Origin of the sequence: Microbacterium sp. CH12i, assembly GCF_000685355.1 — a bacterium.
In the GTDB taxonomy this organism is placed as follows: domain Bacteria; phylum Actinomycetota; class Actinomycetes; order Actinomycetales; family Microbacteriaceae; genus Microbacterium.
This window is the reverse complement of record NZ_JHET01000006.1, coordinates 143,717-167,600: the sequence shown is the minus strand read 5'-3', so window position 1 is coordinate 167,600 and position 23,884 is coordinate 143,717. Positions and strand designations below refer to the sequence as shown.

Here is a 23,884-nt window from a genome sequence, read left to right as displayed (position 1 = left end):
CGTTCAGCTTAGGCGCGGCGATTCCGGTGTCCAGGCATCGCCTGGCGCCAGGCTTAGTCTTGTCCCGTGACCGCACCTGTGCCCCTGTTGCCGCCTCCGGCGGAGCGTCTGACCGCGTGGGGGCGACTTCGCGATCGGATGCTGCTGGATCCGGAGTGGCATCGCATCATCCGATGGTTCGCTCCGCTCGTCGTCACGTTGCTAGCCGCAGTGCTGCGGCTAGCGAATCTCGGGCATCCGCACGAGCTGATGTTCGACGAGACCTACTACGTCAAGGACGCCTGGTCACTGTGGACGCTCGGCTACGAGGGAACCTGGGGCGACGGGGCGAACGAAGCTTTTCCCAATGGTGACACCAACGCTCTCGGCACGACGGGCAGCTTCATCGTGCATCCACCGTTGGGCAAGTGGATCATCGCGCTGGGCATGGGGGTTTTCGGTGCGGGATCCAGCGAGGCCTGGCGTCTGGCAACGGCCCTGGTCGGCACCGCAACCGTGCTGCTCGTCTACTTGGTCGCTCTCGCGCTGACCCGATCGATCGTCGCAGCGACTGTCGCAGGGCTCCTTCTGGCAATCGACGGGCTCAGCATTGTGATGAGCCGCATCGCGCTGCTGGACGGCACCCTGACGTTCTTCATGCTGCTCGGTTTTCTCTTCGTCCTGCACGACCGCAAACGAAGTATGCCGCTCCTGGGATACGCTGATCCGGATAATCGCGAGACGCTCTGGGGACGGATCATCTGGCGCCGCCCCTGGTTGATCGCGGCGGGCGTCGCTCTGGGCGCGGCGAGCGCGGTGAAGTGGTCGGGAATGTATGCGCTCGCAGGTCTCGGGCTGTACTTAGTGGTGACGGATGCGCTCGCACGTCGCCGCGCTGGAATCGCGTTCTGGCCGATGGATGCCGCAGCCAGACAGGGCCCGGTCACGTTCATGCTCCTGGTTCCGCCTGCGCTCCTGACCTATCTGGTCTGCTGGACGGGGTGGCTGGTGACGGCCGGTGGCTACGACCGACAGAGCGACGCGAACCCGCTGATTGCGCTGTGGAAATACCACCAGAGCATGTATGGGTTCCACGTCGGGCTCACGACCGGGCATCCTTACGCGAGTCCTGCGTGGCAGTGGCCGCTGCTGATCCGTCCGACGGCGGTGTGGGTCGGGGATGGAGCTGGCTGCGGCACTGACCATTGCATTTCGGTGATCTCCAGCATCCCTAATCCGTTGATCTGGTACGCCGGCATCGCGGCGGCATTGTTCCTGCTGTACAGGTTTGTGCGGGGTCTGATCATGCGTCGGCCGATGTCATGGGCCTATGCCGTGCCGCTGGTCGGACTGGCTGTGACCTATGTGCCGTGGCTGATGTTTCCCAGCCGGACGATCTTCCAGTTCTACACGGTGGCGATGATACCGTTCCTGGTGCTGGCCCTGGTGCTGGCGCTACGGGAGATTGCCGGGCGTCGAGATCATCCGTTGCATCGCAGGCAGTCCGGCGAGCGCACGGTGTTCGTCGTGCTTGCGGTCGCACTTGTGCTGTCTGCGTTCTTCTATCCGGTGTGGACAGGGACGAGCGTGCCCTACGAGTTCTGGCTCATCCACAACTGGATGCCCACTTGGGTGTGAAAGCTACGCTCTCGAAATGGGTTCCCCCACCGGATTCGAAACCGTATCTCCCGACGGGGCGACTGATCGACGGCCAAACGATGTTTGGAAACGAATGAGATACCCGTCCGGATCAGCAACCAGGAACTGACGCACTCCGCTCTCGTCGAAGTCTCCGATTCGATACCACTTCGTCTCCGGTGTCATGAACAGTTGAACCCGCAGAGCTCACACCAGAACTCGATACTCTTCACCCTGTCAGTGACCAACAGCTCAGGAACGAGCGCGGGATCGAGAGAGTTCATATACTCATCGTGACATGGTCGATGATCGGGAGCGCTTCGGCCGCACCTTGCTGGCGGGCCGCCATCGTTGTTCGGCGTCCCACCATTCGGGGCCTCGAATCTCTGGAACGCCACGGTTCATTCGAACCTGCCAGTGCGACAGATGCAGGGTTCGATGGTGGAACCAGCAGAGCAGCACACCGTTATCGGTGTGGGTCGGCCCGCCGTCGGCGTGCTCGTGAACGTGGTGCACTTCGCACCAGGTAGGGGGCACAGTGCAGCCTGGCACGATGCATCCGCCGTCGCGGCGTACGATCGACCGCCGTTGCAGGGAGTTGAAGATGCGGCCGGAGGTTCCCAGCGACACGATTCGGCCTCGTTCGTCGAACAGGATTCGCTGAATGCCACCCGCGCAAGCCGTCTGCGCCGCGACTCGCATCGGCACGAGATCTCCGGTGTTGACGACTGTTCCCCAGCCTTTGCCAGCCGCGTAATCCTCGGCGGAGACTGACACCACAAGAGTGGGCGCCGCGCCGCCGAGATCGGAAACTTCGCCGGCACGGGCCGCGACATTTAAAAGAGTAGCGATCGCATCATGCCGCTTCTGGGTACGGGTGCGGTTGTCAAGATACGTCGCGTCAGGCAGCGAATCATCGAGCCCGGGTGAATCGTCGGAACGGGACGAATCGTCGCCTTCAGATGGCGTGAAGTGCACGCCGAGATTTTCTGGACCATCGACTTTTGGATTCATCAGGCTGTCGATCAGCAACTGCAATTGACCTGCAACTCCTGGAAGGAGCTTGCCGTGAACTGGAGCAAGACCGTCACAGACCGCTCCAATCGTGAAGCTACGGCCGCGCATCGCAAGCTCATCGGTGGGCTCGGCGCCGTCAGGGTCGAGATAGGCAACGAGCACCTGCGACAAGACCTTCAAGTCTTCCGGAGTCGGGAGTGGTCCGGCCATGCCTTCGTCCATAGTCGAATCGGCATCGAGATCGCTCTGGATTCCGCGAGCCAGAGCGCCGAGTTGCCGGTCTGCTTCAAGCCGAGCCTCGTCACTGATGCGCCGCGCCGACGCCTCTAACGGTTCTGTTGCCGCGAGGAATCCGTCGAGCCCAAGGTCACCGGAGACCATCGCCTCGCGCAACGCTGGGTAGCGGGCCGGCAGGAATCCACCATCCGTAATGCTGCGCTCTCGCCGCGCGAACCCGGCCGCCCTCACTAGTCGATTCGCTGATCGCGAATCAATGAGCGTCAGCATCCGCACCAAATCTGCCGGACGTGAGCACCCATACGTCGTGGTCAGTCGCTCGTCGCGCATGCCCTCGGAACGCTCACGCACCTGCACGGTCGCCTCGACCTGCAGGCTCTCAAGGCGCCGCTGCACACGCCCGGCCACCGCGAGAAGGTCAGCAATTTCACGACCAGCCAGGTCAGGGATCGCCTCAGCTTCGAACCCTTCGCGCGCCGCAACAGCGAGCGTCTCATCGAGACTCTCAAGGTGGGCGACAACGCTGTTCATACCTCTATTTAACCGAGGGCCACCGACATTCGAACAAATATTCGCTATGAACCTTAAACCCCAGGTTCAACGCTCCCGATTCAGCCCGCCCGGGTCCGAAGTTGGCAACCGACATACAAACGAGCGACAGTCATACGCCACTTCAGCAGAAACCGACTTGCCCTCAAACAGCTCAAACCCGGCATCCGCAAATTCTTGCGCCTGCCCAACGGATACCACGGCGATCACATCTGCGTCGACCGTCCGCGCAGTCCGAGCCAGCGCCCCAGCGGGCGATTCAGTCACCACCACAACCTGGCGAGGCGGATCAACAAGCCCGGCCGCCACGAGAAGCAGCGATCCGTGTCCGAAGGGTTGCTCGATCCCGCGGCCCGCATGCGCACCCACCAGTTCTTCGGCCGCCACTCGATACGACTCCCCCGCACCCAGCCGCCAGGCCGCGAGCGCAGCGGATGCCACCGCCGAAACTCCCGAAGGCAAATCGCCGTCCGTCTGATCCGGCGCAAGCACCATTCCCTGTGCGACGAGTACGGGGTCGGCCACGAGCCTCCCGGCGAGCGCATCGTCGAGCACATCGTGCGCCTTGACCGCCCACGACGCGTCACCGGTGGCTACGGCGAGCGCGAACAGCCCATCCGCGAGCAGACCGATATCCGCCATCGTCGCCACGGCTGGTGACGCCACATCGTCCAACGACGTGCGAACGAGCCGTCCGTCAGCATCCCGATTCGTCTTCATGACATACGACGCAGCAGAAGCCGCAGCGTCCACCCACGCCGTTTCACCGAACACAGCACCGGCACGCGCGAGCGCACCGATCGCGAGCCCGTTCCACCCGGTGATGACTTTGCCATCTACGGTAGGCGGTTCAAGCTCCCCCCGATCAGCCACCGCGCGCAGGTAGTACCCACCCTCACTGCGCTCACCATCGATCCACGATTCCGAATCCTGCGCGGCACCGAATCCGCCGCCGTCGCGTCGCAGCACTGACAGTAAGAATCCCGCAATTCCGCGCGCGGTCGCCTCGTCTCCTGCGTCGAGAGCCACATCGAGCAGCTGCGCGTTGTCGGTCAGCATCCGTTCGTAGTGCGGCACGGTCCAGTCGCGCTGTGTCGCGTAGCGGAAGAACCCACCATCCTCGTCACGCAGAGCGGATGCCGTCATCGCCGCGAGCGCACGGTCAGCCACAGCAGCCGAATCGGGAGAAGAACGCCGCACCAACGGTGCCTGCAGGAATCGCAGCGTCGTCGCGACCGGGAACTTCGGCGACCCACCGAATCCGCCGTACAGCCGGTCTTCTTTCCGCACGAGCGCTGTGGCCGCCAGCACGATCTCATCCGCGCTGGGCAGTACAGAGGGCGCGGCGGCACCGGCCTGCGCAAGTGCGTCAGCGACAGCATCCGCCGATTCGATCGCCTGTTCTCGGCGCACGTTCCATGCTTCGCGCACCGCAGCGAGCACATCACGGAACGCCGGCATAGGTGCGCGCGCCTCGGGCGGCCAGTACGTTCCTGCGTAAAACGTGCGCCCCTGCGGCGTCGTGAACACCGTCAGCGGCCATCCGAGGTTCTGAGTGAACGCGGATGCGGCGGCCATGTACGCGCCGTCGACGCAGGATGCTCTTCTCGATCTACCTTCACCGCGACGAAATCCCGGTTGATGAGCTCGGCCGTTTCAGGATTCGCAAACGACTCTCGCGCCATGACATGACACCAGTGGCAGGTGGAGTAACCGATCGAGATAAGCAACGGCACGTCGCGACGAGCAGCCTCGGCGAACGCCTCTGGCCCCCACGCATACCAATCGACTGGATTGTCGGCATGCGCCCGCAGGTACGGGCTGAGCGTGTCAGCGAGACGGTTCGTCATGACCTCACGCTACGCCCGCCCGCACCCCCGGATGCCGTCAGTTCAGTTGACGTCGTTGGGGTGGCTGCCCACGCGGCCAGACCCATCCAGCGAGTCGATGCTGTCGATCGCGGCGATCTCGGCGTCAGTGAGGGTGAAGTCGAACACGTCGAGGTTCTGGCGCAGACGCTCCGCGTGCACCGACTTCGGGAACACGATATTGCCCTTCTGCAGGTGCCAGCCCAGCACAATCTGCGCCGGAGCCTTGCCGTGCGCGGCCGCCGCATCAGCAACAGCAGGCATGCCGAACAGGTCGTACTTGCCCTGACCGAGCGGTCCCCAGGCTTCGATGCCGACGCCGTGATCGGCAGCCCATGCGACAACGTCACGCTGCTGGTACGCCGGGTGCAGCTCGATCTGATTCACCGCGGGCGTGACGCCGGTCTCGCTCACCACACGCTCGAGGTGCTCGACAAGGTAGTTCGAGACACCGATGCTGCGCGTCAGCCCCTGCTCGCGCAACTCGATGAGCTTGGCGAAGGCGTGGACATAGTTGTCGTTCGCGGGCGTCGGCCAGTGCACGAGGTAGAGGTCGACCTGTTCGAGGCCCAGCTTTTCGAGGCTCTCGGCGATCGCAGCGTTCGGCTCGTCTCCGTCGTGACGGTCGTTCCACAGCTTGGTGGTGATGAAAAGCTCGTCACGCGCGATGCCGCTCTTCGCGATCGCGGCGCCGACGCCCTCTTCATTGCCGTAGATCGCCGCGGTGTCGATGTGGCGGTAGCCGGCCTCAAGGGCCTCGCTCACGGCCTTCTCGGTTTCTGCCGCCGGCACCTTGAAGACGCCGTAGCCGAGCTGCGGAATCGTGAAGCCATCATTGAGAGTGATCGTGGGAATCGTCATATGCCCAGCCTACGACCTGTCATCACAGGCAGGTTGGTCATGACGTCATACGATGAAGAGCTATGCCTTCACCCGATCTCGTCATCACGTATCCCTCGGAGCTGCCCGTCAGCGCAGCGCGGGATGAGATCGCCGACGCCATCCGCGACAACCAGGTCGTCGTGGTCGCCGGTGCCACAGGCTCGGGAAAGACCACCCAGCTGCCGAAGATCTGTCTGGAACTCGGCCGCAAGAACATCGCGCACACCCAGCCGCGCCGCCTCGCCGCGCGCACGATCGCCGAGCGCATCGCCGAAGAGCTTGACGTCGAGCTTGGCGGACTCGTCGGATACAAGGTGCGCTTCACCGACAAAGTCTCAGACAGCACTCGCGTCGCACTGATGACGGACGGCATCCTGCTCAATGAGATCCACCGCGACCGGCTGCTGCGCCGCTACGACACGATCATCATTGACGAGGCGCACGAGCGCTCCCTCAACGTCGACTTCCTGCTCGGGTACCTGACGCGCATCCTGCCCGAGCGGCCCGACCTCAAGGTCATCATCACCTCGGCCACGATCGATCCGGTCAGTTTCGCGAAGCACTTTGCCGCGCCAGATGGGACCCCTGCACCGGTGATTGAGGTGTCGGGGCGCACCTATCCGGTCGAGGTTCGGTACCGACCGCTCGCCGATGCTGACACAACTCCTGAGGAATCGGCCGCAGGGCCCTCTACCGGCCCGAATTCAGCGCGATCTGGCAAGAAGCTCAGGAGTTATGCAACGGGCGAGCCCGAAGACGAAGTCTCGGCCATCGTCACCGCCCTCCGCGAGCTCGACCGCGAAGCGCCGGGCGACGTGCTCGTTTTCCTTCCCGGCGAGGCCGAGATTCGGGATGCCGCGGATGCGGTGCGCGCTGCATACACCTCAGCCGCAGCCCCGGTGGAAGTACTCCCCCTCTATGGCCGCTTGTCTGCCGCCGAGCAGCACCGCGTCTTCGAGAAGAGTCGCGTCGCGGGCGTTCGGCGCCGCGTTGTCCTCGCCACCAACGTCGCCGAGACGAGCTTGACGGTCCCTGGCATCAAGTACGTCATCGATACCGGCACCGCCCGCATCTCGCGGTACAGCAACCGCTCGAAAGTACAGCGGCTACCCATTGAGCCGATCTCGCAGGCTTCCTCCAACCAGCGCTCGGGCCGTGCAGGGCGAACCAGCGACGGCATCGCCATCCGCCTCTACGGCGAGGATGACTTCGAGAAGCGTCCAGAGTTCACCGAACCCGAAATCCTGCGCACCTCGCTCGCCTCCGTCGTACTGCAGATGCTGTCGCTCGGTTTTGGTGACATCACCGCTTTCCCGTTCCTCACCCCGCCAGATTCTCGCGGTATCAAAGCGGCTTTCGACCTGCTCACCGAGCTCAGGGCGGTCGACACCACGCCCGACACACCGCGCCTCACGAAAATCGGGCGCGACATCGCCCGGATGCCGATCGACCCGCGCTTTGCCCGCATGCTGCTCGAGGCGCAGAACCCTTCGACAGGCTCAGGGATCGGTTCTACAGGTCCAACGACCGCTTCGACAGGCTCAGGGAGCACCGGCGTCGTCGAGGCGGTGCTCGCGATCGTTGCCGGCCTCACCATCCAAGATGTCCGCGAGCGTCCCTCGCAGGAGGCACCGCAGGCAGTCCGCGATGCTGCCGAAAAAGCGCACGCGCGTTTCACCGACCCGACCAGCGACTTCATGGCGCTGTTGAACCTCTGGAACCACCTGCGCGAACAGCAGCGCGAACTGGGCTCCAGCGCGTTCCGCCGTCTGTGCCGATCTGAGCACCTGAACTACGTGCGTGTGAGGGAATGGTTCGACGTGCACCGTCAGCTGCGCTCACTGGTGAAAACCACTAAGGGGCAGGCCGAAGGCGCCGCCGACCCCGACGCCGTGCACCGTGCCGTGCTTTCCGGACTGCTGTCCCAGATCGGAACGCTCGACGAGCGCAACACGAAGACCCCGCCGAAGGGCCAGGCGAAGAGCCAGAAGGATCCGAAGCGCCGGGTCGCCGAATATCGCGGAGCCCGCGGCATCCGCTTCTCAATCTTCCCCGGGTCTGGCCTTCGCAAGCAGAGCCCTCGCGCGGTCATGGCCGCCGAGATCGTCGAGACCTCGCGCACGTTCGCGCGCACTGTCGCCGCCATCGACCCCGCCTGGGCAGAGACCCTCGCCGGCGATCTCGCGAAGCGTTCCGTCTCAGAGCCCCACTGGTCGAAAGACGCCGGGGCCGCCGTCGCGTTCGAAAAGGTGACACTGTTCGGCGTCGAGATCATCCCGCGGCGGCGCATCCAGTTCGCCCGCGTCGATCGCGCCGCATCGCGCGAACTGTTCGTGCGACATGCGCTCGTCGAAGGCGAGTGGGATCCGAGCAGGCTCGATAAGCGCGTAAGCGCGTTCTGGCGCAGCAACGGCGAAATGCGAAAGCGCCTCGAGAAGTTGGAGGAGCGCGAGCGTCGCCGCGACATCCTCGCCGGCGACGAAGCCGTCTTCCAGTTCTACGACGAGCGCATCCCGAGCGAAGTCTTCGATGTGCGCTCGTTCGAGAGCTGGTGGCGCGAAGTCCTCCTGAAGACGCCGAAGCTGCTCGTCATGCGCGAGAGTGATTTGATCGAAGACGAAGAGCGCGCGGATCAGAGCGAATTCCCCACCCGTTGGACGCAGGGTGATCAGGTACTGGGCCTCGCCTACCGTTTCGAGCCGGGTGCCGAGGATGACGGTGTGAGTGTCGTCGTCCCTTTGGCGCTGCTGGCGCAGGTAGAGGATCGCGGTTTCGACTGGCAGGTGCCTGGTCTGCGCGCAGAACTCGTCACCGCGCTGCTGCGGGCGCTGCCGAAGGCGATCCGCCGACACGTCGTCCCCGCCGCAGACTGGGCGGAGAAGCTCGGCGAGACACTCGCGGAAGAGGGCCCTGAGCGACACAACGGACGGCCGCAGCGCTCGATGAAAGAGGCGCTCGCCCGATTGATCCAGCCGCTGGCGAACCAGCGGGTCTCGGCAGCCGACTTCGATGACGAGCGAGTCCCCGGCCACCTGCGCATGAACTTCCGTGCCGTCGACGAGCGCGGCCGTGTGGTCGGTTCGGCGCGCGATCTGAGCGAACTCCAGATACAGCTTTCGGATCGGGCCCGTGCGAGTGTGGCGCGATCGATCGCAAGGCCGGAACGGAACGGTCGTAACGCCCGCCCGGACGCGAACGCGGTTGCCTCGGCATCCGCGCGTGGGCCGATCGAACAGGACGGCCTGACGAGCTGGACGTTCGGCGATCTTCCCGAGCTGCTCGACACCAGGGTCGCCGGTGGAGTCGTGCGCGGATACCCGGCGATCGTCGATCAGGGCAAGACCGTGTCGGTTCGCGTCGAGTCGAAGGCGGATGCCGCAGCGGCTGCCACCCGCGACGGAGTGCTGCGCCTCATGCTGCTGAACGTGCCGTCGCCGGCGTCGTATGTGCAGGAGCATCTGACCGCTCCCGAGAAACTCGCGCTGGCCGCATCGCCGTACTCGTCGGCGGCAGCGCTGATTGAGGATGCCAGGGCCGCGGTCGTGCGCTCGATGCTGCCCGCGCACACGATCCGGACCGAGGCCGAGTTCGTGCAAGTGCGAGATACCGTGAATGGCGCCCTCGTCGACCAGCTGTTCGCCACGGTCTCGCTCGTCGCTCGGATTCTTACGAAGTCGCGGGAGGTCGAGCGCGGCATCAAGTCTCAGAACTCGCTCGCGCTCCTCGGACCCCTGAACGATGTACGCACGCAGCTCAGCGCGCTCGTGCATCCCAGGTTCATCTCCCAGGCTGGAACCGAACGTCTCGCCCACTTCCCGCGGTATCTCGAGGGCATGATCGACCGGCTGAAGATGCTCGAGCGCGAACCGGGCAAGGATCGCACGCGCATGAGCGAGTATGAGCGCGTCGCGAAGATCTTCGAGGATGCCGGCGGCACAATCCCACTCGCACCAGGCGCTTCGCCCGCGCTCGTGGAGGTGCGCTGGCTGCTGGAGGAGTACCGGATCAGCGTGTTCGCACAGCGTCTCGGCACCGCACAGCCGGTCTCACCGCAACGCATCACGAAAGTTCTGCGCGAGGGCTGAGCCCGCGCTCATTCCAGGTAACCTGGCGGCATGGCTCGCGCGATCGTCTACACCGAAATCGGCTCCCCCGACGTCCTCCACCTCGTGGACATCCCCGATCCGGTCGCAGGCCCCGGCGAGGTCGTCGTGCGGATCGAAGCCGCCGGCGTCAACCCACTCGATGCGAAGCTGCGTGCGGGAAAGCGCCCGTCGCCGCCGATCATCGAGCCGCGACGCGTGGGCTTCGATGGTGCCGGAGTCATTGACTCGATCGGAGAGGGCGTGACCGGTTTCGCCGTCGCGACCGGGTCGCCATTGGCGGTGCCTTGGGCACGTACGCGACGCATATCGCCGTCGCAGCCGACAAGCTGACGGCGTTGCCGGATGCCGTGACCGCCGCGGAAGGCGCAGCCTCAGCATCCCGGTGGGAACCGCCTACCAATGCCTCCGATCTCTCGAGGTCACCACCGGCGACACGCTGCTGGTACACGCGGGGTCCGGAGCGGTCGGACAGGCCGCCATCCAGTTCGCCGTAGCGTGGGGCGCAACCGTGATCGCGACCGGAAGCCCCGGGCGCCACGAGCAGCTGCGCGAGCTCGGCGCGATCCCCGTCGCCTACGGCGAGGGTCTTACCAACCGAGTGCGCGCTGCTGCTCCTGACGGCGTGACGGTCGTGCTCGACTGCATCGGCAGTGAGGAGGCGATTGCGACGTCGCTCGAACTCGTCGAGAACCACGATCGCATCGCGACGATCGTGCGCGGGCCTGATGCCGCAAGCCTCGGCATCCGTGCCTTCAGCGGGGGCTCACCCACGCCACTCACCTCGCAGCAGATTGCCTGGCGCGAAGAAGCCATCGGCATCGCCGCCGACCTGATCGCGGCCGGCGACTTCCAGATCGAACTCGGCGCCGAATTGCCGCTGGCCGAAGCAGCTCAGGCCCACAGGCTGATCGAAGCGCACGCCGCCCGCGGCAAGATCACGCTGGTGCCGTAGCCTCCGCAGGCGTCTGGTCCCAGCGCTGGGACCACTGCACCAGTGGGTGAAGGATTCGGATCAGATCGCTGCCCGCCGGGGTGAGACGGTACAGAACCTGCACGGGGACAGTCGGCACTACTTCTCGGCTGATCAGATCGTGAAGTTCAAGTTCGCGGAGCCGTGCGGTGAGAAGACGGTCTGAGATCCCGTCGATAGCAACAGCGATGCTCGAGAATCTATCTGCGCCACGCGCCATCGCCAGAAGGATTGCGGCGTTCCACTTCTTTCCAGCCAGCTCCGCGGCCAGACGAAACGTTCGGCACGCCGCCTCATCAATGTGCTGCGCTTCCATTGCTCCCCCTTCGAACTAACTAATAGTAAGTAGATTACCACTGACTCGTGCCCGCGTCATCCGTCTCGCAAGATGGGAGAACAGAGTTCAGCTTAAAAATGGGTCAGGAGCAAGAGTGAAGACGATCGCAGTGTTGGGTGTCGGCCGAGTCGGATCTGCGGTCGCGCGAAGTGCGCTCAGAGCGGGCTTCGACGTTCACGTGGCAGGTTCGGGCCCAGCAGAAGACATCGCCCTGCTGTCCGAGATCGTCATACCCGGCGCAATACCAATGACCGCAGCGGATGCCGTCGCTGCGGCCGACATCGTCATCCTCGCCGTCCCGTTTCACAAGCATCGCTCGATCGACGCGTCGCTACTGGCCGGAAAGGTTGTCGTCGATGCGATGAACTGGTGGGCTCCCGTTGACGGCGAGAGTGATATATACGACATCGATGAGACAGGCACAAGCGAAATAGTCGCGTGCCACTTCGCGGATGCTCGGCTCGTCAAAGCCCTCAACCACATTGGCTACCACGAGCTCGAGGAGGACTGGTCTGAGAGCGGCGTGCCCGACCGTCGGGCTCTTGCCGTTGCCAGCGATGATGAAGCCGCCGCCCAACAGGTGATGGCCATGGTCGATCGTTTCGGCTTCGATCCGCTCTACTCCGGCCCGCTGCACACCGGACGCGCTTTCGGCCCCGGTGCCCACATTTTCAACAGCACGTTGACAACCAACGAGCTGCAAACCGAGCTTTTGTCACACCAACTTGTCTCGTGACAACGACACCAAACCTCATCAGAGTGGAGAGCACCCCATGGAATTAGGCGCATATAGTTTCGGCGACACCCAGCGCAACAGCGACGGCACGCTTCGGTCGACATCCGAAGCGATCAAGAATTTGTTCGACGCGATCGTTCATGCCGACAGGGTAGGACTCGACTATTTCGCCGTCGGCGAGCACCACACGTTTGATATGCCGGCGTCGTCGCCTGGAGCCATGATCGCGGCGGCAGCCGGGGCGACGACGCAGATTCGACTCGGGTCGGGTGTCAGCGTGATCAGCACGGATGACCCGGTCCGCGTGTTTCAGCAATTCGCGACCGCCGATGCGGTTTCTGGAGGACGAGTCGAGATCACCGCCGGCCGCGGCTCATCCGTCGAGTCGTATCCACTCTTCGGCTATGAACTGCGCGACTACGATCGCCTCTACGAAGAGAAGCTCGATCTGCTGATGCGGATCAACGCTTCGGATCACGTGACCTGGGAGGGCACGGTGCGTCCGCCGCTCGACAGCCTCCCGGTCGTGCCGCGTCCGGCAGGCGGCTCCCTGCCGATCTGGGTCGGAACCGGCGGCAGCGCGCCGTCGTCGGTACGCGCGGGGCGGTTGGGCCTGCCGGTCAGTTACGGCATCATCGGCGGTGCCCCGCACCGTTTCGCGCCGCTCGCAGATCTCTATCGCGCCAGCGCTGCCAACGCAGGTCACACTGGGTCCGACATCAAGGTGTCAGTCGCTGCGCTAGGCCTGATCGCACCCACAAAGAGCGAAGCACTCGAGCGGTTCTATCCGGGGTGGCGAATCCTCAACGAATCGATGGGCAAACTTCGCGGCTGGGCGACACCCAGCGATGACGACTTCCGCGCCCAGGCGCACGCACCGGGTGCGTACTACGTCGGGGACCCCGACGACGTCGCCGAGCGCATAGCTCATCTGCACGGATACATGGGACATATGCGCCACTTCCTGCAGATGGATCTCGGCGGCCTGCCCCAGGAGCACTTCATCGAATCCCTCACCTTGCTGGCAACAGAAGTGAAGCCACGCGTGGAAAGGCTGCTCGCTAAGAAGGCGTGACGTCTAGGCGACCTGCTCCTCAAGAGCCTCGTCGCGGCGGCGCGCGCCCTCGCGGAGCAGCGGGATCAGTTCCTTACCCCAGTCGCGCACGTCGCCTAGCGGATCGAACCCGCGAATGAGGAACCGCGTCACCCCGAGGTCGTAGTACTTGAGCAGCGCCTCGGCGACCTGTTCTGGTGTGCCGACCGGTGCCGTGGAGTTGCCAGACGGCCCGGTGAGCCGAGTGATGCCGAGCCACAAACGCTCATCGTGCACGTCGCCGCGTTTGGCGTGCTCCTGCAGACGATCGGCAGATACGGCGGTTCGTTCGCGACGCAGTGGCTCGGCGAACGCCAGCGTATTACCGGTCTTGTTCCCTTCGAGGAGCCGTTCTGTGTGCGCGTAAATCCAGTCGGCCTTCGCCCACGCCTCGGCTTCGGTGTCGGCGATGATTGGGCGTGTCGACAGGCTGAACTCGATCGTGCGTCCTTCCTTGGCCGCCGCGGCACGGATCGTGCGAATGTGCTCGGCGACATCGGCGAGCGGCTCACCGAAAAGCATGTACACATCGGCCCCCTTCGCGCCCACTTCGACCGCGCCGCCCGAGAGCCCTCCGAAGAAGATCGGGATACCGTCCGCCGTAGCTGGCCTCACACCCGAATACGCACCTTCGAAGCGATAGAACTCGCCCTCATGATCGAAGGGCTCATCCGACGTGAGAGTCTTGCGCAGCACATCGATGAACTCACCAGTGCGGCGGTAGCGGTCAGCTTTCTCACTGAAGTCGCCGTCACGGCGCTGATCGGCCTCGCTGCCGCCGGTGATGTGGTGGATCGCGACGCGTCCCCCGCCGGTGAGATGGTCGAGAGTGGCGAGCTTGCGCGCAACGATCGTGGGCGGCACGAATCCCGGCCTGTGCGCGATGAGCACCTTCAGCCGCTCAGTCGAGTTCAGGGCAGCGGATGCCACGGCGAAGCCATCCGGCGAGCTCGCGCTGTAGCCGATCAGCACCCGGTCGAACCCGGCATCCTCGTGTGCGCGGGAGAAGTCGCGTACATAGGAGGGGTCAACGACGGGCCCTGAGAGGGCCTTCGACTCCGACCCTGCGGTGGTGGCGATCATTCCGAGCAGTTCGATGGGCATTGCAAAAACTCCAGATGTGTCAGGGACGGTTGGCGGAAAGCGTGGGGATGATCGGAACGGATTCGATGAGCCGGCGAGTGTACGGATGCTGCGGCTGCGCAACCACGCGCCGCGTCAGCCCGTCCTCGACGATGTGACCACGATTGAGCACCACGAGCCGGTCGCTCATTGCGGCGAGCGAGCCGATGTCATGCGAGATCACCAGCATCGCCAGGTCGCTGCCGCGCCGATCGCGGAGGGCAATGAGGGCCTGCACGACCCGATCACGGCTCGCAGCGTCGAGAGCGCTGACAGGTTCGTCGAGTACAAGCAGTCGGGGTTCGACTACGAGAGCTCTGGCGATCGCAGCCCTTTGCCGCTGCCCGCCAGAGAGTCCAGACGGCAGTCGGGTGATCAGATCTTCATCGAGTCCAACCGCCTCCAGCGCCGCGCTGCGGCGGCGCTCGGCATCCACTGCAGGAATCCGGGCAATCCGCAGGCCCTCGACGATGGAGTCGACCACTGGCGCACCGGGGTCGAGTGAACGCAACGGATCCTGGAACACATACTGCACCGCACCAGAACGCCGCCACGCCCGCAGCGCTCGCCCCCGCAGTCGGTTGACATCCTGGCCCGCGACGCGCACCTGGCCCTCGGATGCCGCGGCGGCCCGCAGCACCGTACGGGCGAGTGTTGTCTTGCCGGAGCCGGATTCGCCGACAACGCCGACAACCTCACCGGGACGTACGCTCAGCGAGATGCGATCGAGCACCCGCACCCGGCCATAGTCGACGGAGACGCCGTCAAGTTCGAGAACGGTCATGCGAGGTACCTCTCAAGTCCGTAAGCGGCGTGCGCCGCGAGCAGCTCACGCGTGTACGGATGCCCTGGTGCACGCAGCACCCGTGATGTCGCGCCGGCCTCAACAACGCGTCCGTCGCGGAAGACCTGCACCCGCTCGCACACCTGCGCGACCACGGCGAGGTCGTGTGACACGAGAATCAGCGCCAGGTCGCGCTCGATTCTGAGCTTCGCGAGCAGCTCAAGCAGTTCGGCCTGCACCGTGACGTCGAGTGCCGTCGTCGCCTCGTCCGCGATCAAGACCGCCGGGTCTGCGGCCAGCGCCATCGCGATGAGGACGCGTTGCAGCATCCCTCCGCTCAGCTGCGCGACGCGTTGGCGGAGAACGAGGTCAACCCGGCGGATGCCGAGGTCATCAAGCAGCTCTCGGGCCCGCTCGCGTGCGATTCGTCGAGGCACGCCTGCGGTCATGCGCAGCGTCTCCTCCAGCTGTGCCCCGACCGGGATGGCGGGATGCAAATAGGACGCAGGGTCTTGGAACACTGCGGCGACGTGCGTGCCGCGCACCCGCCGCCACTCTTTCTCGGTCGCGTGTGTGAAGTCCTGATCGTCGATGCGCACGGTTCCCCCGGTGACCGTGAGGCCCGGCGGGAGGATCCCTAGCAGCGCACGGCAAGTCAGAGTCTTGCCGCTTCCCGATTCTCCGACGATGCCCACAGCTTCGCCGGGTCGCACCACCACCGAGACACCGTGCACGAGTTCAGTGCCGTCCGCGGCCGTGATCACAAGCTGCTCTGCTGCGGCGACCGAAGGGCGAACGAGTGAGCCCTCGTCGAACGACGGAGTGAGGGGCACCTGTACCGCGGTTGTGTTACGCACAGCGGAGTGTGTTGCAGGTGTCGGAGCTTCTGTCGAAATCCCTCCGACGGTTGCAACATCCCCGCCAGGTGTAACTGCGCGAGCGACGACGTGCGCACCTCAGACATGAGTCTTCTCCTTCCGGAGAACACGGCCGTTCACGGCATCCGCCCCCAACACATCGCGCGCCGCATCGGCGAGCAGGTTCAACGCACCGACGGTGATGATGATCGCGAGCGCCGGGCCGAACGGTCCGAGCGGTCGCTGGCTGAGGTAGCCGAGGTCGCTGGCGAGCATGCCGCCCCAGGTCGGCGCGGGTGGCTGCACGCCGATGCCGAGGAATGTCAGCGACGCGACGGCGAGCAGCGCACCGCCAAGCGCAGAGACGGAGGCGACGACGAGGTTGGGCGCCACTTGACGCCAGACGTGGCGTCGCAGCACCCACCACGCAGAGCCACCGAGGAACAGCGCGGCCTCGACGTACTGCGAGTCTCTGACTCGAAGCGTCGCTGCACGGGCGATCCGAAAGAAGCTCGGGGCGAGCAGGATGCCGATCGCCAGGGTCGCTTGGACAAGACCGTTGCCGAGCAGCGCGGCGAACACGATCGCGAACAGGATGAAGGGCAGCGACAGCAGCGCGTCAACCACCCGAAGTGACAGCCACTCGCCGATCTTCGGCGCGAAGGCGCTGAGTGCGCCGGGCACCGCACCGATGATGAGCCCGATCAGTGCCGCGCCCAGCGCGCTGAGCAGCGAAGCCGGCGCCCCCGCGAGCAGCCGCGAGAACACGTCACGACCCAGATAGTCGGTGCCGAGCAGATGCGCGACACTCGAGTCCTGCAGTGCGTTCGCGGTGTCCTGCGCCAGGGGATCGTACGGTGCCAGCACTGGACCGCCGATGGCGATCACTGCGATGCCGATAACGACGAGCAGTGCGATGCGCACTGTCCATCCGGCATTCCAGAGGCGAGCGAGGGCGTTCATGCGGCGCTCCTTCCTGTGCCGCCCGAGCGGGCAATGATGAGGTTGAGGATCGCGCCGATGAGTACGACCATCAGGATCGTGACCAGCAGCACCCCCTGCACCACTGGAATGTCGCCCTGAAGTGCGGCACGGTTGGCCAGTTGGCCGAGTCCCGGCATGCCGAAGATGACCTCGGTGATGACCGCGCCGCCGATGAGCCGCGGGGCGTGTACCCCGAGCACCGAGAGCGCCGGCGTCGACGCGATCGGCAGCGCGTGGCGGAACACGATCCGCGCCGGCGCAAGCCCATGCACGCGCGCACCGATGACGTAGTTCTCACGCAGCGTGCCGACCAGCGACGTACGCAGCTGGCGGGCGATGTCTGCGCCGGCGTCGAGGCTCAGCGCGATCGACGGCAGCACCAGGCACATCAGCCATCCGACCAGATTCTGCTCTGGTGGCACGTAACCAGCAACCGGGAAGATCGGGATCGCATATGCAAAAAGTAGAATGAGTCCGATCGCCGCGACGAAGGCGGGAATTGTGGCCGAAACCGTGCTCAACAGTGTCACGATGCGATCGACGATTCCGCCCTGGCTGACGGCTGCCAGCACGCCGCCAATGAACCCGAACAGTAGCGCGAGCGCGATGGCACCCGCCGCGATCGACAGGCTCACCGGGAACGCCTGCGCGATGCTGTCGGCGACGGGAATTGTGGTGAACCAACTCGTGCCGAGGTCTCCGGTGACGGCGTGCGAGATCCAGTCGACGTAGCGCACCAGGAACGGGCGGTCGAGGCCGAACAGGTGATTCAGGCGGTCGACGTCTGCCTGGGTTGCGACCTCTCCCAGCGCGACCGCCGCCGGGTTGGAGCCGCTCGCGGCCCCCAACGCGAAGGTTGCGAAAGTGGCGAGGACGAAGACTGTGGCCGCTGTTCCGAGTGTGGTCAGCGCAGTGCGCAATACAGGCCACGCCCGACGGGCGCTCGGCACTTCGTCAGCGCTGGGCGCGATCGCCGCTTCGGCGGCCACGGTCGTCGTCATTGCCTCAGCCTTCGACCTTCACGTCTTCCCAGCGCTGCACGTCAAGCCAGTGCTGGATGCCGGTGACCCTCTCCGAGTGGATGAGGATGCGCGGCCAGCTGAACAGGAACGTGTTCGGCTGCAGCGTGACCCCGACCTCGACGGCGTCCTGAAGCCGCTGCGCGTACTCCGGGTCATCGGTCGGGGTGGCCCGCGCCGTGTCAATCGCCGCGGTGAGCTCGTCCGGCGTCTGGCGGCCGAGGTTCATCAGCCCTTCCGGTCCGTACAGCACCTCCAGTGCCTGCAGCGGAGACTGACGGCCCGAGAAGCTGTCGAGCACGAAGGGGAAGGTGCGCTGCACGTAGTTCTGCGAGATGGCCGCGCTCGCCTGAACGTTGAGCGTGACCCGGATGCCGGCTTCGGCCCACTGCGCCTGCAGCAACTCGGCGAGCGCGGTGTCGTCTTCGCCGAGGGTGAGCGTGATGTCCACGCCATCCGGATATCCCGCCTCGGCAAGGAGCGACTTCGCGGCCTTCACATCATGCGCGTACAGATCATCAAGGTCGTCGTTGTGCGCGACATAGCCGTCGGGGAACGGCTGCCAGTTCGGCGTGCCATGCCCGAAATACGTGGTGTCAATGAGCGCCTGCCGATCCGTGGCGTGGCTGATCGCCTGCAGCACGCGCTGATCGTCGAACGGTGCGACGGTGCCATTGACATCGAGCGCACGCACGGTGAGCGCCTTGATCTCTTCGATCTGAAGGCCCGCAGTTTCGGCGCCCTGCGCTTGTGATGCGGGGATGAGCGAGACATCCCACTGACCCGAAGTCACCCCAGCGACAGCGGTCGCGTCATCCGCCACCGGCACCACCGACAACTCGTCGATGAAGATGTGATCGGCGTTCCAGTACTCGTCGTTCTTCTCCAGCGTTGCGTGGGCGTTCGGCACGTATTCGGTCAGCGCGAAGGGACCCGCGCCTTCCGGCTGCGTCGCGAGGGATGCGACATCGTCGAATGCTGTGGGGTTCACGATGAACCCGGTCTTACCGGCGAATAAATACGGCACCTGATAGTCGGCCTGGTCGAGGTGCACCGTGACGGTGTACTCGTCGACGGCATCGACTGCGGTGATGATGCGTAACTGCCCGGCAAGCGTGGAGTTCTCCTGGTCACGCCCACGCTCAAGGTTGAGCTTGACGGCGTCGGCTGTCACCGGGGTTCCGTCGCTGAATGTTCCGTCGTCACGGAGGTGGAACGTGATCGCGGTGCCATCGTCGTTGTACTCCCACGACTCGGCGAGCCCTGGCACCGGCTCACCATCCGTGTTCAGTTGCGTGAGTCCGTCATAGACGAGAGCGAGGGCGTGGGTGTCCCACCCTGCGGTCGAGGTCACCGGATCCCAGCTGGTGGGTAGCCGCCATCCCCATGTGAGCGATGTGGCGTCTGCGTCCGCTCCGCTGGGGTTCTGGGAGGCGGCGCACCCGGTGAAGGCGAGGGCGGCGATCGTGAGGGCAGCGAACGACGCGAGTCTTGGTCGTGAGGTCATGGATGCGAACGTAGAACCCCAATTCGCCGCAAACCAGCAGGGCCGATGCACGGCGACACACGCCGCAACAGTTCGACACATCGCTGTCGTGAGGGTGCGGGTGCCAATCATTATGGACGCATGACTTCGCTCTCCTCCCCCGCCGCCCTCTGGCCTGCCGCCCGCGTGCGCGGCACTCTCGCCGTCGTCACCGGCCGCGGCGAGCGCGCCGCCGTCTACGAGCGGTTCGGCCAGCGGATCAGCGCCGATGGCTACACGGTCGCCATCTTCGAGGCGGATGCCGACGCGGCAGCCGCCTGGATCGAGACAGCTGACGCGCCTCGGGTACTGGTCGGCTCCGACACCGGGGCTTCATCCGTGCTCCGGGTACTTACCCAGGGGGCGACCGCGGATGGCGCAATCATCGCTGGCACTCCGGTCGACGTCGACACGGATGGTGCCGCTCAGCCCGCCGATGCCGAACGCACCGCATGCCCCCTGCACCTCGGCGTACTCGGCACGGACGAAGCCCGCACCGCACCGGTCGCCGTCGAACCCGTCCCTGACGCCGCTGATCTCGCATCCATCGCGGTGCCGGTGCTCGCGTTCCACGGCGGCGCCGACACCGTCGCGCTGATCACCGAAGCGTCCGCGCTCCTCAATGCTGTCCCCGATCTCGAACTGCTCGAGACCGTCGGAGGACTCCACGACGCGCTCAACGACCAGTCGCACCGCAGCGTCGCAGCATCCATCGTGTTGTGGCTAGAACGGCTGCGCAGCGGCGACGTGCATGTCCCCGTCGTCGACGCGCTTCGACAGGCTCAGCGAGCCGAGGTGGCCGACGTATGACCGCGTTCTCCACTCGGCAGGTGCAGGCCGGCTACGTACCTGCAGCGGTGCACAACAGCGCGGTGCCGCCGATCTATCAGACCGCCGCATACGAATTTGCTTCGCTGGCGGACGCCGCAGACATCTTCGCTCTCCGCAAGGCGGGCAACCTCTACAGCCGCAGCGCAAGCCCCACCCAGCAATTGTTGGAAGAGCGGGTGGCCGCGCTCGAAGGCGGCACGAGCGCTGTAGCCGTCGCATCCGGACAGGCGGCCGTGGCCGTCACGTTGCTCGCGCTCGCCGGCCGCGGCGGACACATCGTCTCGGCCAGCCAGCTGTATGGCGGCACCGTCGATCTGTTCCAGGACACCTTCGACGACTTCGGCATCTCAGTGACGTTTGTCGATCAGGATGACGCTGACGCCTGGCGGGCTGCGATCCGTCCGGAGACGCGCGCCCTCTTCGCAGAGTCGGTGGCCAATCCGATCGCGCAGGTTCTCGATATCCGCTTGATCGCAGATATCGCTCACGAAGCCGGCGCCCCACTGGTCATCGACAACACCGTCGGCACGCCGTACCTGATCCGACCTGGCGAGCACGGCGCGGATTTCGTCGTGCACTCGGCGACGAAGTTCCTCTCCGGTCACGGTACTTCGCTCGGTGGTGTGGTCGTCGATCAGGGCTCGTTCGACTTTGGTGCACAGCCCGAGTGCTGGCCGCAGTTCACCGCGAAGTATCCGCGCTCGGTGATCTCATACTGTGGGACCGTTTCGGTATCGGACAGGCTTTCGCGGCCCTCGTGAAGACGAAGTATGTGCACGATCTGGGACCATCGCTCTCACCGTTCAACGCATGGCAGATCCTGCAGGGCATCGAGACACTCGACTTGCGGGTCTCGCGTCAGAGCGCGACGGCCCTGACGCTCGCGCAGCACCTGGCGCAGCATCCGAAGGTCACCGCCGTCTATCACCCCGGCCTTCCCGACAATCGCTGGCATGCACTCGCCACGCGCTACCTGCCGCGCGGCGTGCCCTCGGTGTTCTCGTTCGATCTCGAAGGTGCCGAGGATGCCGACACCCAGACGCGCGTCGCACAGGTGATCGACGCGCTCGAAGTCGTGCGCCTGGTTGCCAACATCGGCGACGCGCGCAGCCTCGTCTCACACCCCGCGTCGATGACGCACTCGCATCTGAACGCCGCACAGCGGGCATCCGCGGGCATCTCACTGAAAACCATCCGTCTGAGCGCGGGGCTGGAAGACCCCGCCGACCTCATCGCCGACCTCGACCGCGCGCTCGCGCGCATCTGACCCGCGCTCTTGCGCGCACGATCGGAGCATCATGGGTATCAATCTTGGATACTGGACCCCCGTCTACGGCGGGTTCCTGCGTAACGTCACCGATGAGGGCCGGATGGCGGCCACCTGGGAGCACATCCGAGACGTGTCGGTGAGAGCCGACCGACTCGGGTTCCACACCACTCTCGTCCCCGAGCTGTACCTCAATGACCGCAAAGGCATCGAGGCGCCGAGCCTGGAAGCGTGGTCGCTGTCGGCCGCAATCCTCGCCGTCACAGAGCGCCTCCGCGTGATGACCGCCGTCCGTCCGGGTTTCCATCTTCCGGCGGTGCTCGCGAAAACCGTCAGCACGCTCGACAGCATCGCCCCCGGCCGCATCGCACTCAACGTCGTCGCTGCCTGGTGGGCGGAAGAAGCGCGGCAGTTCGGCGGCAACTTCCCTGCGCACGACGAACGCTACGCGCAGGCGAAAGAGTTCGTCGACGTGCTCAACGGACTCTGGGAGCACACGCCATTCAGCTTCGCCGGCGACCACTACGAGTTCGAAGGCACCGTCGTCGAACCGAAACCGTCCACGCATCCGGCGATCTTCGCCGGCGGCGAAAGCGATGCGGGCCGAGAGGCAATCGCTGAGTTCGCCGACGCCTACGTCATGCACGGAGGCACCCTCGATGAGGTGCGCAGCAACGTCGCCGACATGAACGGTCGTTCCGAGCGCGTGCACGGCCGACCGCTCTCTGAATTCGGGATGCCGGCATACGTGATCGTGCGCGACACCGAGGCCGAAGCCCAGCGGGAGCTGGAGCGCATCACAGCAGTCGACGAGAACTCCCCGGGATATGCATCCTTCGAAGAGTTCCGCGCACACTCAAAACTGTCGCTCGAGGTGACCAAACGCGAGTATTCCGTCGGGACACGTGGACTGCGCCCGAACCTCGTCGGCACCGCCGAGCAGGTTGCCGAACGGATCAATGACTACGCCGAGGCCGGCATCACGCTGCTGCTGATCCAGGCATCGCCCCTTGATGAAGAATTGGAGCGCATCGCAGCCCAAGTCTTCCCCCTTGTACCGCAGGAGGCGCTCGCATCTGCTCTACGCTGAGAGGATGACTGGTCTTCGCTGGGGAATCCTCGCCACGGGCGGCATTGCGCACGCCTTCGCTTCTGACCTGCGCACCGCGGGTCTCGATCTCGTCGCGGTCGGATCGCGCTCGCAGGAGTCTGCGGACGCCTTCGCCGCAGAGTTCGACATCGCGCATGCGCACGCCTCGTACGAGGCGCTGGTGACGGATCCGGATGTCGACATCATCTACGTCTCCACCCCGCATCCGATGCACCATGCCGGTGCGAAGCTCGCGCTCGAAAACGGCAAGCACGTGCTCGTCGAAAAGGCGTTCACCCTCAATCAGGGCGAGGCCGAAGACCTGCAGCGCATTGCGGCCGAACGCGGCCTGCTGGCGATGGAAGCCATGTGGACGCGGTACCTGCCGCACATGATTCGCATCCGCGAGCTCATCGCCTCCGGTGCCCTCGGCGAGATTCGTGCGGTCACCGCCGACCACACCCAGCTGCTCCCCTCTGACCCGGAGCACCGGCTCAATAACCTCGCACTCGGCGGCGGGGCGCTGCTCGACCTCGGCATCTACCCGGTCTCGTTCATCTGGGACATCCTCGGCGCACCAACCTCGATCAAGGCGACCGCGCGGCTGCTCGACACCGGTGCAGACGCCGAGGTCGCCACACTCATGACGCACGAGGGCGGTGCGCTCTCAACCAGCCTTTCCTCATCGCGTGCTGCCGGGCCGAACACGGCGACGATCATCGGCACAGAAGCGCGGATTGAAATCGATCGTATTTGGTACACGCCGACGTCGTTCCGCGTTGTCGCCCCGGACTCCACGGTCTGGGAGGAATACATTTCCAAGGTCGACGGCCGCGGTATGCAGTACCAAGCACTCGCCGCCGAACGGCTGGTGCGCGACGGCATCCTCGAGGGCGACCTTCTCCCCATTGCAGAAAGCGTTGCGATCATGGGAACGCTTGACGAGATCCGCGCGCAGATCGGTGTCCGCTATCCGAGCGAGGAGAAGTAACG

22 protein-coding genes are annotated in these 23,884 nt (G+C 65.1%); 11 read left to right on the top strand and 11 right to left on the bottom strand.

What is annotated here, in order from left to right:
- Positions 1 to 66: 66 nt before the first annotated feature.
- Positions 67 to 1,617: a dolichyl-phosphate-mannose--protein mannosyltransferase gene (locus DC31_RS07260; protein WP_051606556.1), complete on the top strand. Its 1,551-nt coding sequence runs from the start codon at positions 67 to 69 to the stop codon at positions 1,615 to 1,617.
- 288 nt (positions 1,618 to 1,905) lie between these two features.
- Here DC31_RS07260 and DC31_RS07255 read toward each other — a convergent pair whose 3' ends face one another.
- The 4 genes from DC31_RS07255 to DC31_RS07245 form a co-directional block, all read right to left on the bottom strand.
- Positions 1,906 to 3,402: an HNH endonuclease signature motif containing protein gene (locus DC31_RS07255; protein WP_036278591.1), complete on the bottom strand. Its 1,497-nt coding sequence runs from the start codon at positions 3,400 to 3,402 to the stop codon at positions 1,906 to 1,908.
- A gap of 66 nt (positions 3,403 to 3,468) precedes the next feature.
- Positions 3,469 to 4,998: a thioredoxin domain-containing protein gene (locus DC31_RS07250; RefSeq protein WP_327036836.1), complete on the bottom strand. Its 1,530-nt coding sequence runs from the start codon at positions 4,996 to 4,998 to the stop codon at positions 3,469 to 3,471.
- Entirely contained in the window at positions 4,953 to 5,270 is a 318-nt protein-coding gene (locus DC31_RS20230; RefSeq protein ID WP_327036835.1) for a DUF255 domain-containing protein, read from the bottom strand. The genes DC31_RS07250 and DC31_RS20230 overlap by 46 nt, the downstream gene beginning before the upstream one ends.
- Positions 5,271 to 5,312: 42 nt before the next feature.
- Entirely contained in the window at positions 5,313 to 6,149 is an 837-nt protein-coding gene (locus DC31_RS07245) for an aldo/keto reductase (protein ID WP_036278589.1), read from the bottom strand.
- A gap of 62 nt (positions 6,150 to 6,211) precedes the next feature.
- On the opposite strand from DC31_RS07245, the gene hrpA reads away from it, so the two are divergent.
- Genes hrpA through DC31_RS19310 form a run of 3 tightly spaced genes read left to right on the top strand, consistent with a single transcriptional unit; the run spans position 6,212 to position 11,228 of the window.
- Positions 6,212 to 10,255 (top strand): ATP-dependent RNA helicase HrpA, encoded by a 4,044-nt coding sequence (hrpA, locus tag DC31_RS07240; protein WP_036278587.1) that lies wholly within the window; start codon positions 6,212 to 6,214, stop codon positions 10,253 to 10,255.
- Between the two features lie 30 nt (positions 10,256 to 10,285).
- Positions 10,286 to 10,606: an alcohol dehydrogenase catalytic domain-containing protein gene (locus tag DC31_RS19315; protein WP_036278585.1), complete on the top strand. Its 321-nt coding sequence runs from the start codon at positions 10,286 to 10,288 to the stop codon at positions 10,604 to 10,606.
- Between the two features lie 52 nt (positions 10,607 to 10,658).
- Positions 10,659 to 11,228 carry a zinc-binding dehydrogenase gene (locus tag DC31_RS19310; RefSeq protein WP_235201388.1) on the top strand — a complete coding sequence of 190 codons (570 nt, stop codon included), beginning with the start codon at positions 10,659 to 10,661 and terminating at the stop codon, positions 11,226 to 11,228.
- Here DC31_RS19310 and DC31_RS07225 read toward each other — a convergent pair.
- Positions 11,212 to 11,562, bottom strand: a complete 351-nt coding sequence (locus tag DC31_RS07225) for a winged helix-turn-helix transcriptional regulator (RefSeq protein WP_051606555.1) — start codon at positions 11,560 to 11,562, stop codon at positions 11,212 to 11,214. The two genes, DC31_RS19310 and DC31_RS07225, sit on opposite strands and share 17 nt — an antisense overlap.
- A gap of 22 nt (positions 11,563 to 11,584) precedes the next feature.
- Here DC31_RS07225 and DC31_RS07220 point away from each other — a divergent pair, with 22 nt between their 5' ends.
- On the top strand, positions 11,585 to 12,319 hold the full coding sequence (locus DC31_RS07220; RefSeq protein WP_152545367.1) for an NADPH-dependent F420 reductase: 735 nt from the start codon (positions 11,585 to 11,587) through the stop codon (positions 12,317 to 12,319).
- 37 nt (positions 12,320 to 12,356) lie between these two features.
- Positions 12,357 to 13,394: an LLM class flavin-dependent oxidoreductase gene (locus tag DC31_RS07215; protein ID WP_036278581.1), complete on the top strand. Its 1,038-nt coding sequence runs from the start codon at positions 12,357 to 12,359 to the stop codon at positions 13,392 to 13,394.
- A 3-nt stretch (positions 13,395 to 13,397) separates the two neighbouring features.
- Here the strand turns inward: DC31_RS07215 and DC31_RS07210 are convergent, their stop codons facing one another.
- The 6 genes from DC31_RS07210 to DC31_RS07185 all read right to left on the bottom strand — a co-directional run bounded on the left by DC31_RS07210 (position 13,398) and on the right by DC31_RS07185 (position 19,685).
- Entirely contained in the window at positions 13,398 to 14,516 is a 1,119-nt protein-coding gene (locus DC31_RS07210; protein WP_036278579.1) for an LLM class flavin-dependent oxidoreductase, read from the bottom strand.
- Between the two features lie 19 nt (positions 14,517 to 14,535).
- Complete coding sequence (locus tag DC31_RS07205; protein ID WP_036278578.1) at positions 14,536 to 15,318, bottom strand: ABC transporter ATP-binding protein; 783 nt, start codon at positions 15,316 to 15,318, stop codon at positions 14,536 to 14,538.
- Positions 15,315 to 16,175 (bottom strand): ATP-binding cassette domain-containing protein, encoded by an 861-nt coding sequence (locus DC31_RS07200; protein ID WP_051606554.1) that lies wholly within the window; start codon positions 16,173 to 16,175, stop codon positions 15,315 to 15,317. The genes DC31_RS07205 and DC31_RS07200 overlap by 4 nt, the downstream gene beginning before the upstream one ends.
- A gap of 99 nt (positions 16,176 to 16,274) precedes the next feature.
- Positions 16,275 to 17,138 (bottom strand): ABC transporter permease, encoded by an 864-nt coding sequence (locus tag DC31_RS07195; RefSeq protein WP_051606553.1) that lies wholly within the window; start codon positions 17,136 to 17,138, stop codon positions 16,275 to 16,277.
- Complete coding sequence (locus DC31_RS07190; RefSeq protein WP_036278577.1) at positions 17,135 to 18,160, bottom strand: ABC transporter permease; 1,026 nt, start codon at positions 18,158 to 18,160, stop codon at positions 17,135 to 17,137. Before DC31_RS07190 ends, DC31_RS07195 begins: the two co-directional genes overlap by 4 nt.
- 4 nt (positions 18,161 to 18,164) lie before the next feature.
- Positions 18,165 to 19,685: an ABC transporter substrate-binding protein gene (locus tag DC31_RS07185; protein WP_036278882.1), complete on the bottom strand. Its 1,521-nt coding sequence runs from the start codon at positions 19,683 to 19,685 to the stop codon at positions 18,165 to 18,167.
- 120 nt (positions 19,686 to 19,805) lie between these two features.
- On the opposite strand from DC31_RS07185, the gene DC31_RS07180 reads away from it, so the two are divergent.
- Genes DC31_RS07180 through DC31_RS07165 form a run of 5 tightly spaced genes read left to right on the top strand, consistent with a single transcriptional unit; the run spans position 19,806 to position 23,882 of the window.
- Positions 19,806 to 20,513, top strand: a complete 708-nt coding sequence (locus tag DC31_RS07180; protein WP_051606546.1) for an alpha/beta hydrolase — start codon at positions 19,806 to 19,808, stop codon at positions 20,511 to 20,513.
- A complete protein-coding gene (locus DC31_RS19305) occupies positions 20,510 to 21,295 on the top strand; it encodes an aminotransferase class I/II-fold pyridoxal phosphate-dependent enzyme (protein WP_235201387.1) in 786 nt (261 codons plus the stop codon). Before DC31_RS07180 ends, DC31_RS19305 begins: the two co-directional genes overlap by 4 nt.
- A complete protein-coding gene (locus DC31_RS19300) occupies positions 21,292 to 21,801 on the top strand; it encodes a PLP-dependent transferase (RefSeq protein ID WP_235201386.1) in 510 nt (169 codons plus the stop codon). Before DC31_RS19305 ends, DC31_RS19300 begins: the two co-directional genes overlap by 4 nt.
- Before the next feature lie 31 nt (positions 21,802 to 21,832).
- A complete protein-coding gene (locus DC31_RS07170) occupies positions 21,833 to 22,891 on the top strand; it encodes an LLM class flavin-dependent oxidoreductase (RefSeq protein ID WP_036278576.1) in 1,059 nt (352 codons plus the stop codon).
- 4 nt (positions 22,892 to 22,895) lie between these two features.
- On the top strand, positions 22,896 to 23,882 hold the full coding sequence (locus DC31_RS07165) for a Gfo/Idh/MocA family protein (RefSeq protein WP_036278575.1): 987 nt from the start codon (positions 22,896 to 22,898) through the stop codon (positions 23,880 to 23,882).
- Positions 23,883 to 23,884: the final 2 nt, after the last annotated feature.

What these genes read in the sequence shown, in the direction of transcription:
- DC31_RS07255 (WP_036278591.1), bottom strand. Translation starts at nt 3,402, where the DNA reads ATGAACAGCGTTGTCGCCCACCTTGAGAGTCTCGATGAGACGCTCGCT.
- DC31_RS07250 (WP_327036836.1), bottom strand. Translation starts at nt 4,998, where the DNA reads ATGGCCGCCGCATCCGCGTTCACTCAGAACCTCGGATGGCCGCTGACG.
- DC31_RS20230 (WP_327036835.1), bottom strand. Translation starts at nt 5,270, where the DNA reads ATGACGAACCGTCTCGCTGACACGCTCAGCCCGTACCTGCGGGCGCAT.
- DC31_RS07245 (WP_036278589.1), bottom strand. Translation starts at nt 6,149, where the DNA reads ATGACGATTCCCACGATCACTCTCAATGATGGCTTCACGATTCCGCAG.
- hrpA (WP_036278587.1), top strand. Translation starts at nt 6,212, where the DNA reads ATGCCTTCACCCGATCTCGTCATCACGTATCCCTCGGAGCTGCCCGTC.
- DC31_RS19315 (WP_036278585.1), top strand. Translation starts at nt 10,286, where the DNA reads ATGGCTCGCGCGATCGTCTACACCGAAATCGGCTCCCCCGACGTCCTC.
- DC31_RS07225 (WP_051606555.1), bottom strand. Translation starts at nt 11,562, where the DNA reads ATGGAAGCGCAGCACATTGATGAGGCGGCGTGCCGAACGTTTCGTCTG.
- DC31_RS07215 (WP_036278581.1), top strand. Translation starts at nt 12,357, where the DNA reads ATGGAATTAGGCGCATATAGTTTCGGCGACACCCAGCGCAACAGCGAC.
- DC31_RS07210 (WP_036278579.1), bottom strand. Translation starts at nt 14,516, where the DNA reads ATGCCCATCGAACTGCTCGGAATGATCGCCACCACCGCAGGGTCGGAG.
- DC31_RS07205 (WP_036278578.1), bottom strand. Translation starts at nt 15,318, where the DNA reads ATGACCGTTCTCGAACTTGACGGCGTCTCCGTCGACTATGGCCGGGTG.
- DC31_RS07195 (WP_051606553.1), bottom strand. Translation starts at nt 17,138, where the DNA reads ATGAACGCCCTCGCTCGCCTCTGGAATGCCGGATGGACAGTGCGCATC.
- DC31_RS07190 (WP_036278577.1), bottom strand. Translation starts at nt 18,160, where the DNA reads ATGACGACGACCGTGGCCGCCGAAGCGGCGATCGCGCCCAGCGCTGAC.
- DC31_RS07185 (WP_036278882.1), bottom strand. Translation starts at nt 19,685, where the DNA reads ATGACCTCACGACCAAGACTCGCGTCGTTCGCTGCCCTCACGATCGCC.
- DC31_RS07180 (WP_051606546.1), top strand. Translation starts at nt 19,806, where the DNA reads ATGACTTCGCTCTCCTCCCCCGCCGCCCTCTGGCCTGCCGCCCGCGTG.
- DC31_RS19305 (WP_235201387.1), top strand. Translation starts at nt 20,510, where the DNA reads ATGACCGCGTTCTCCACTCGGCAGGTGCAGGCCGGCTACGTACCTGCA.
- DC31_RS07170 (WP_036278576.1), top strand. Translation starts at nt 21,833, where the DNA reads ATGGGTATCAATCTTGGATACTGGACCCCCGTCTACGGCGGGTTCCTG.
- DC31_RS07165 (WP_036278575.1), top strand. Translation starts at nt 22,896, where the DNA reads ATGACTGGTCTTCGCTGGGGAATCCTCGCCACGGGCGGCATTGCGCAC.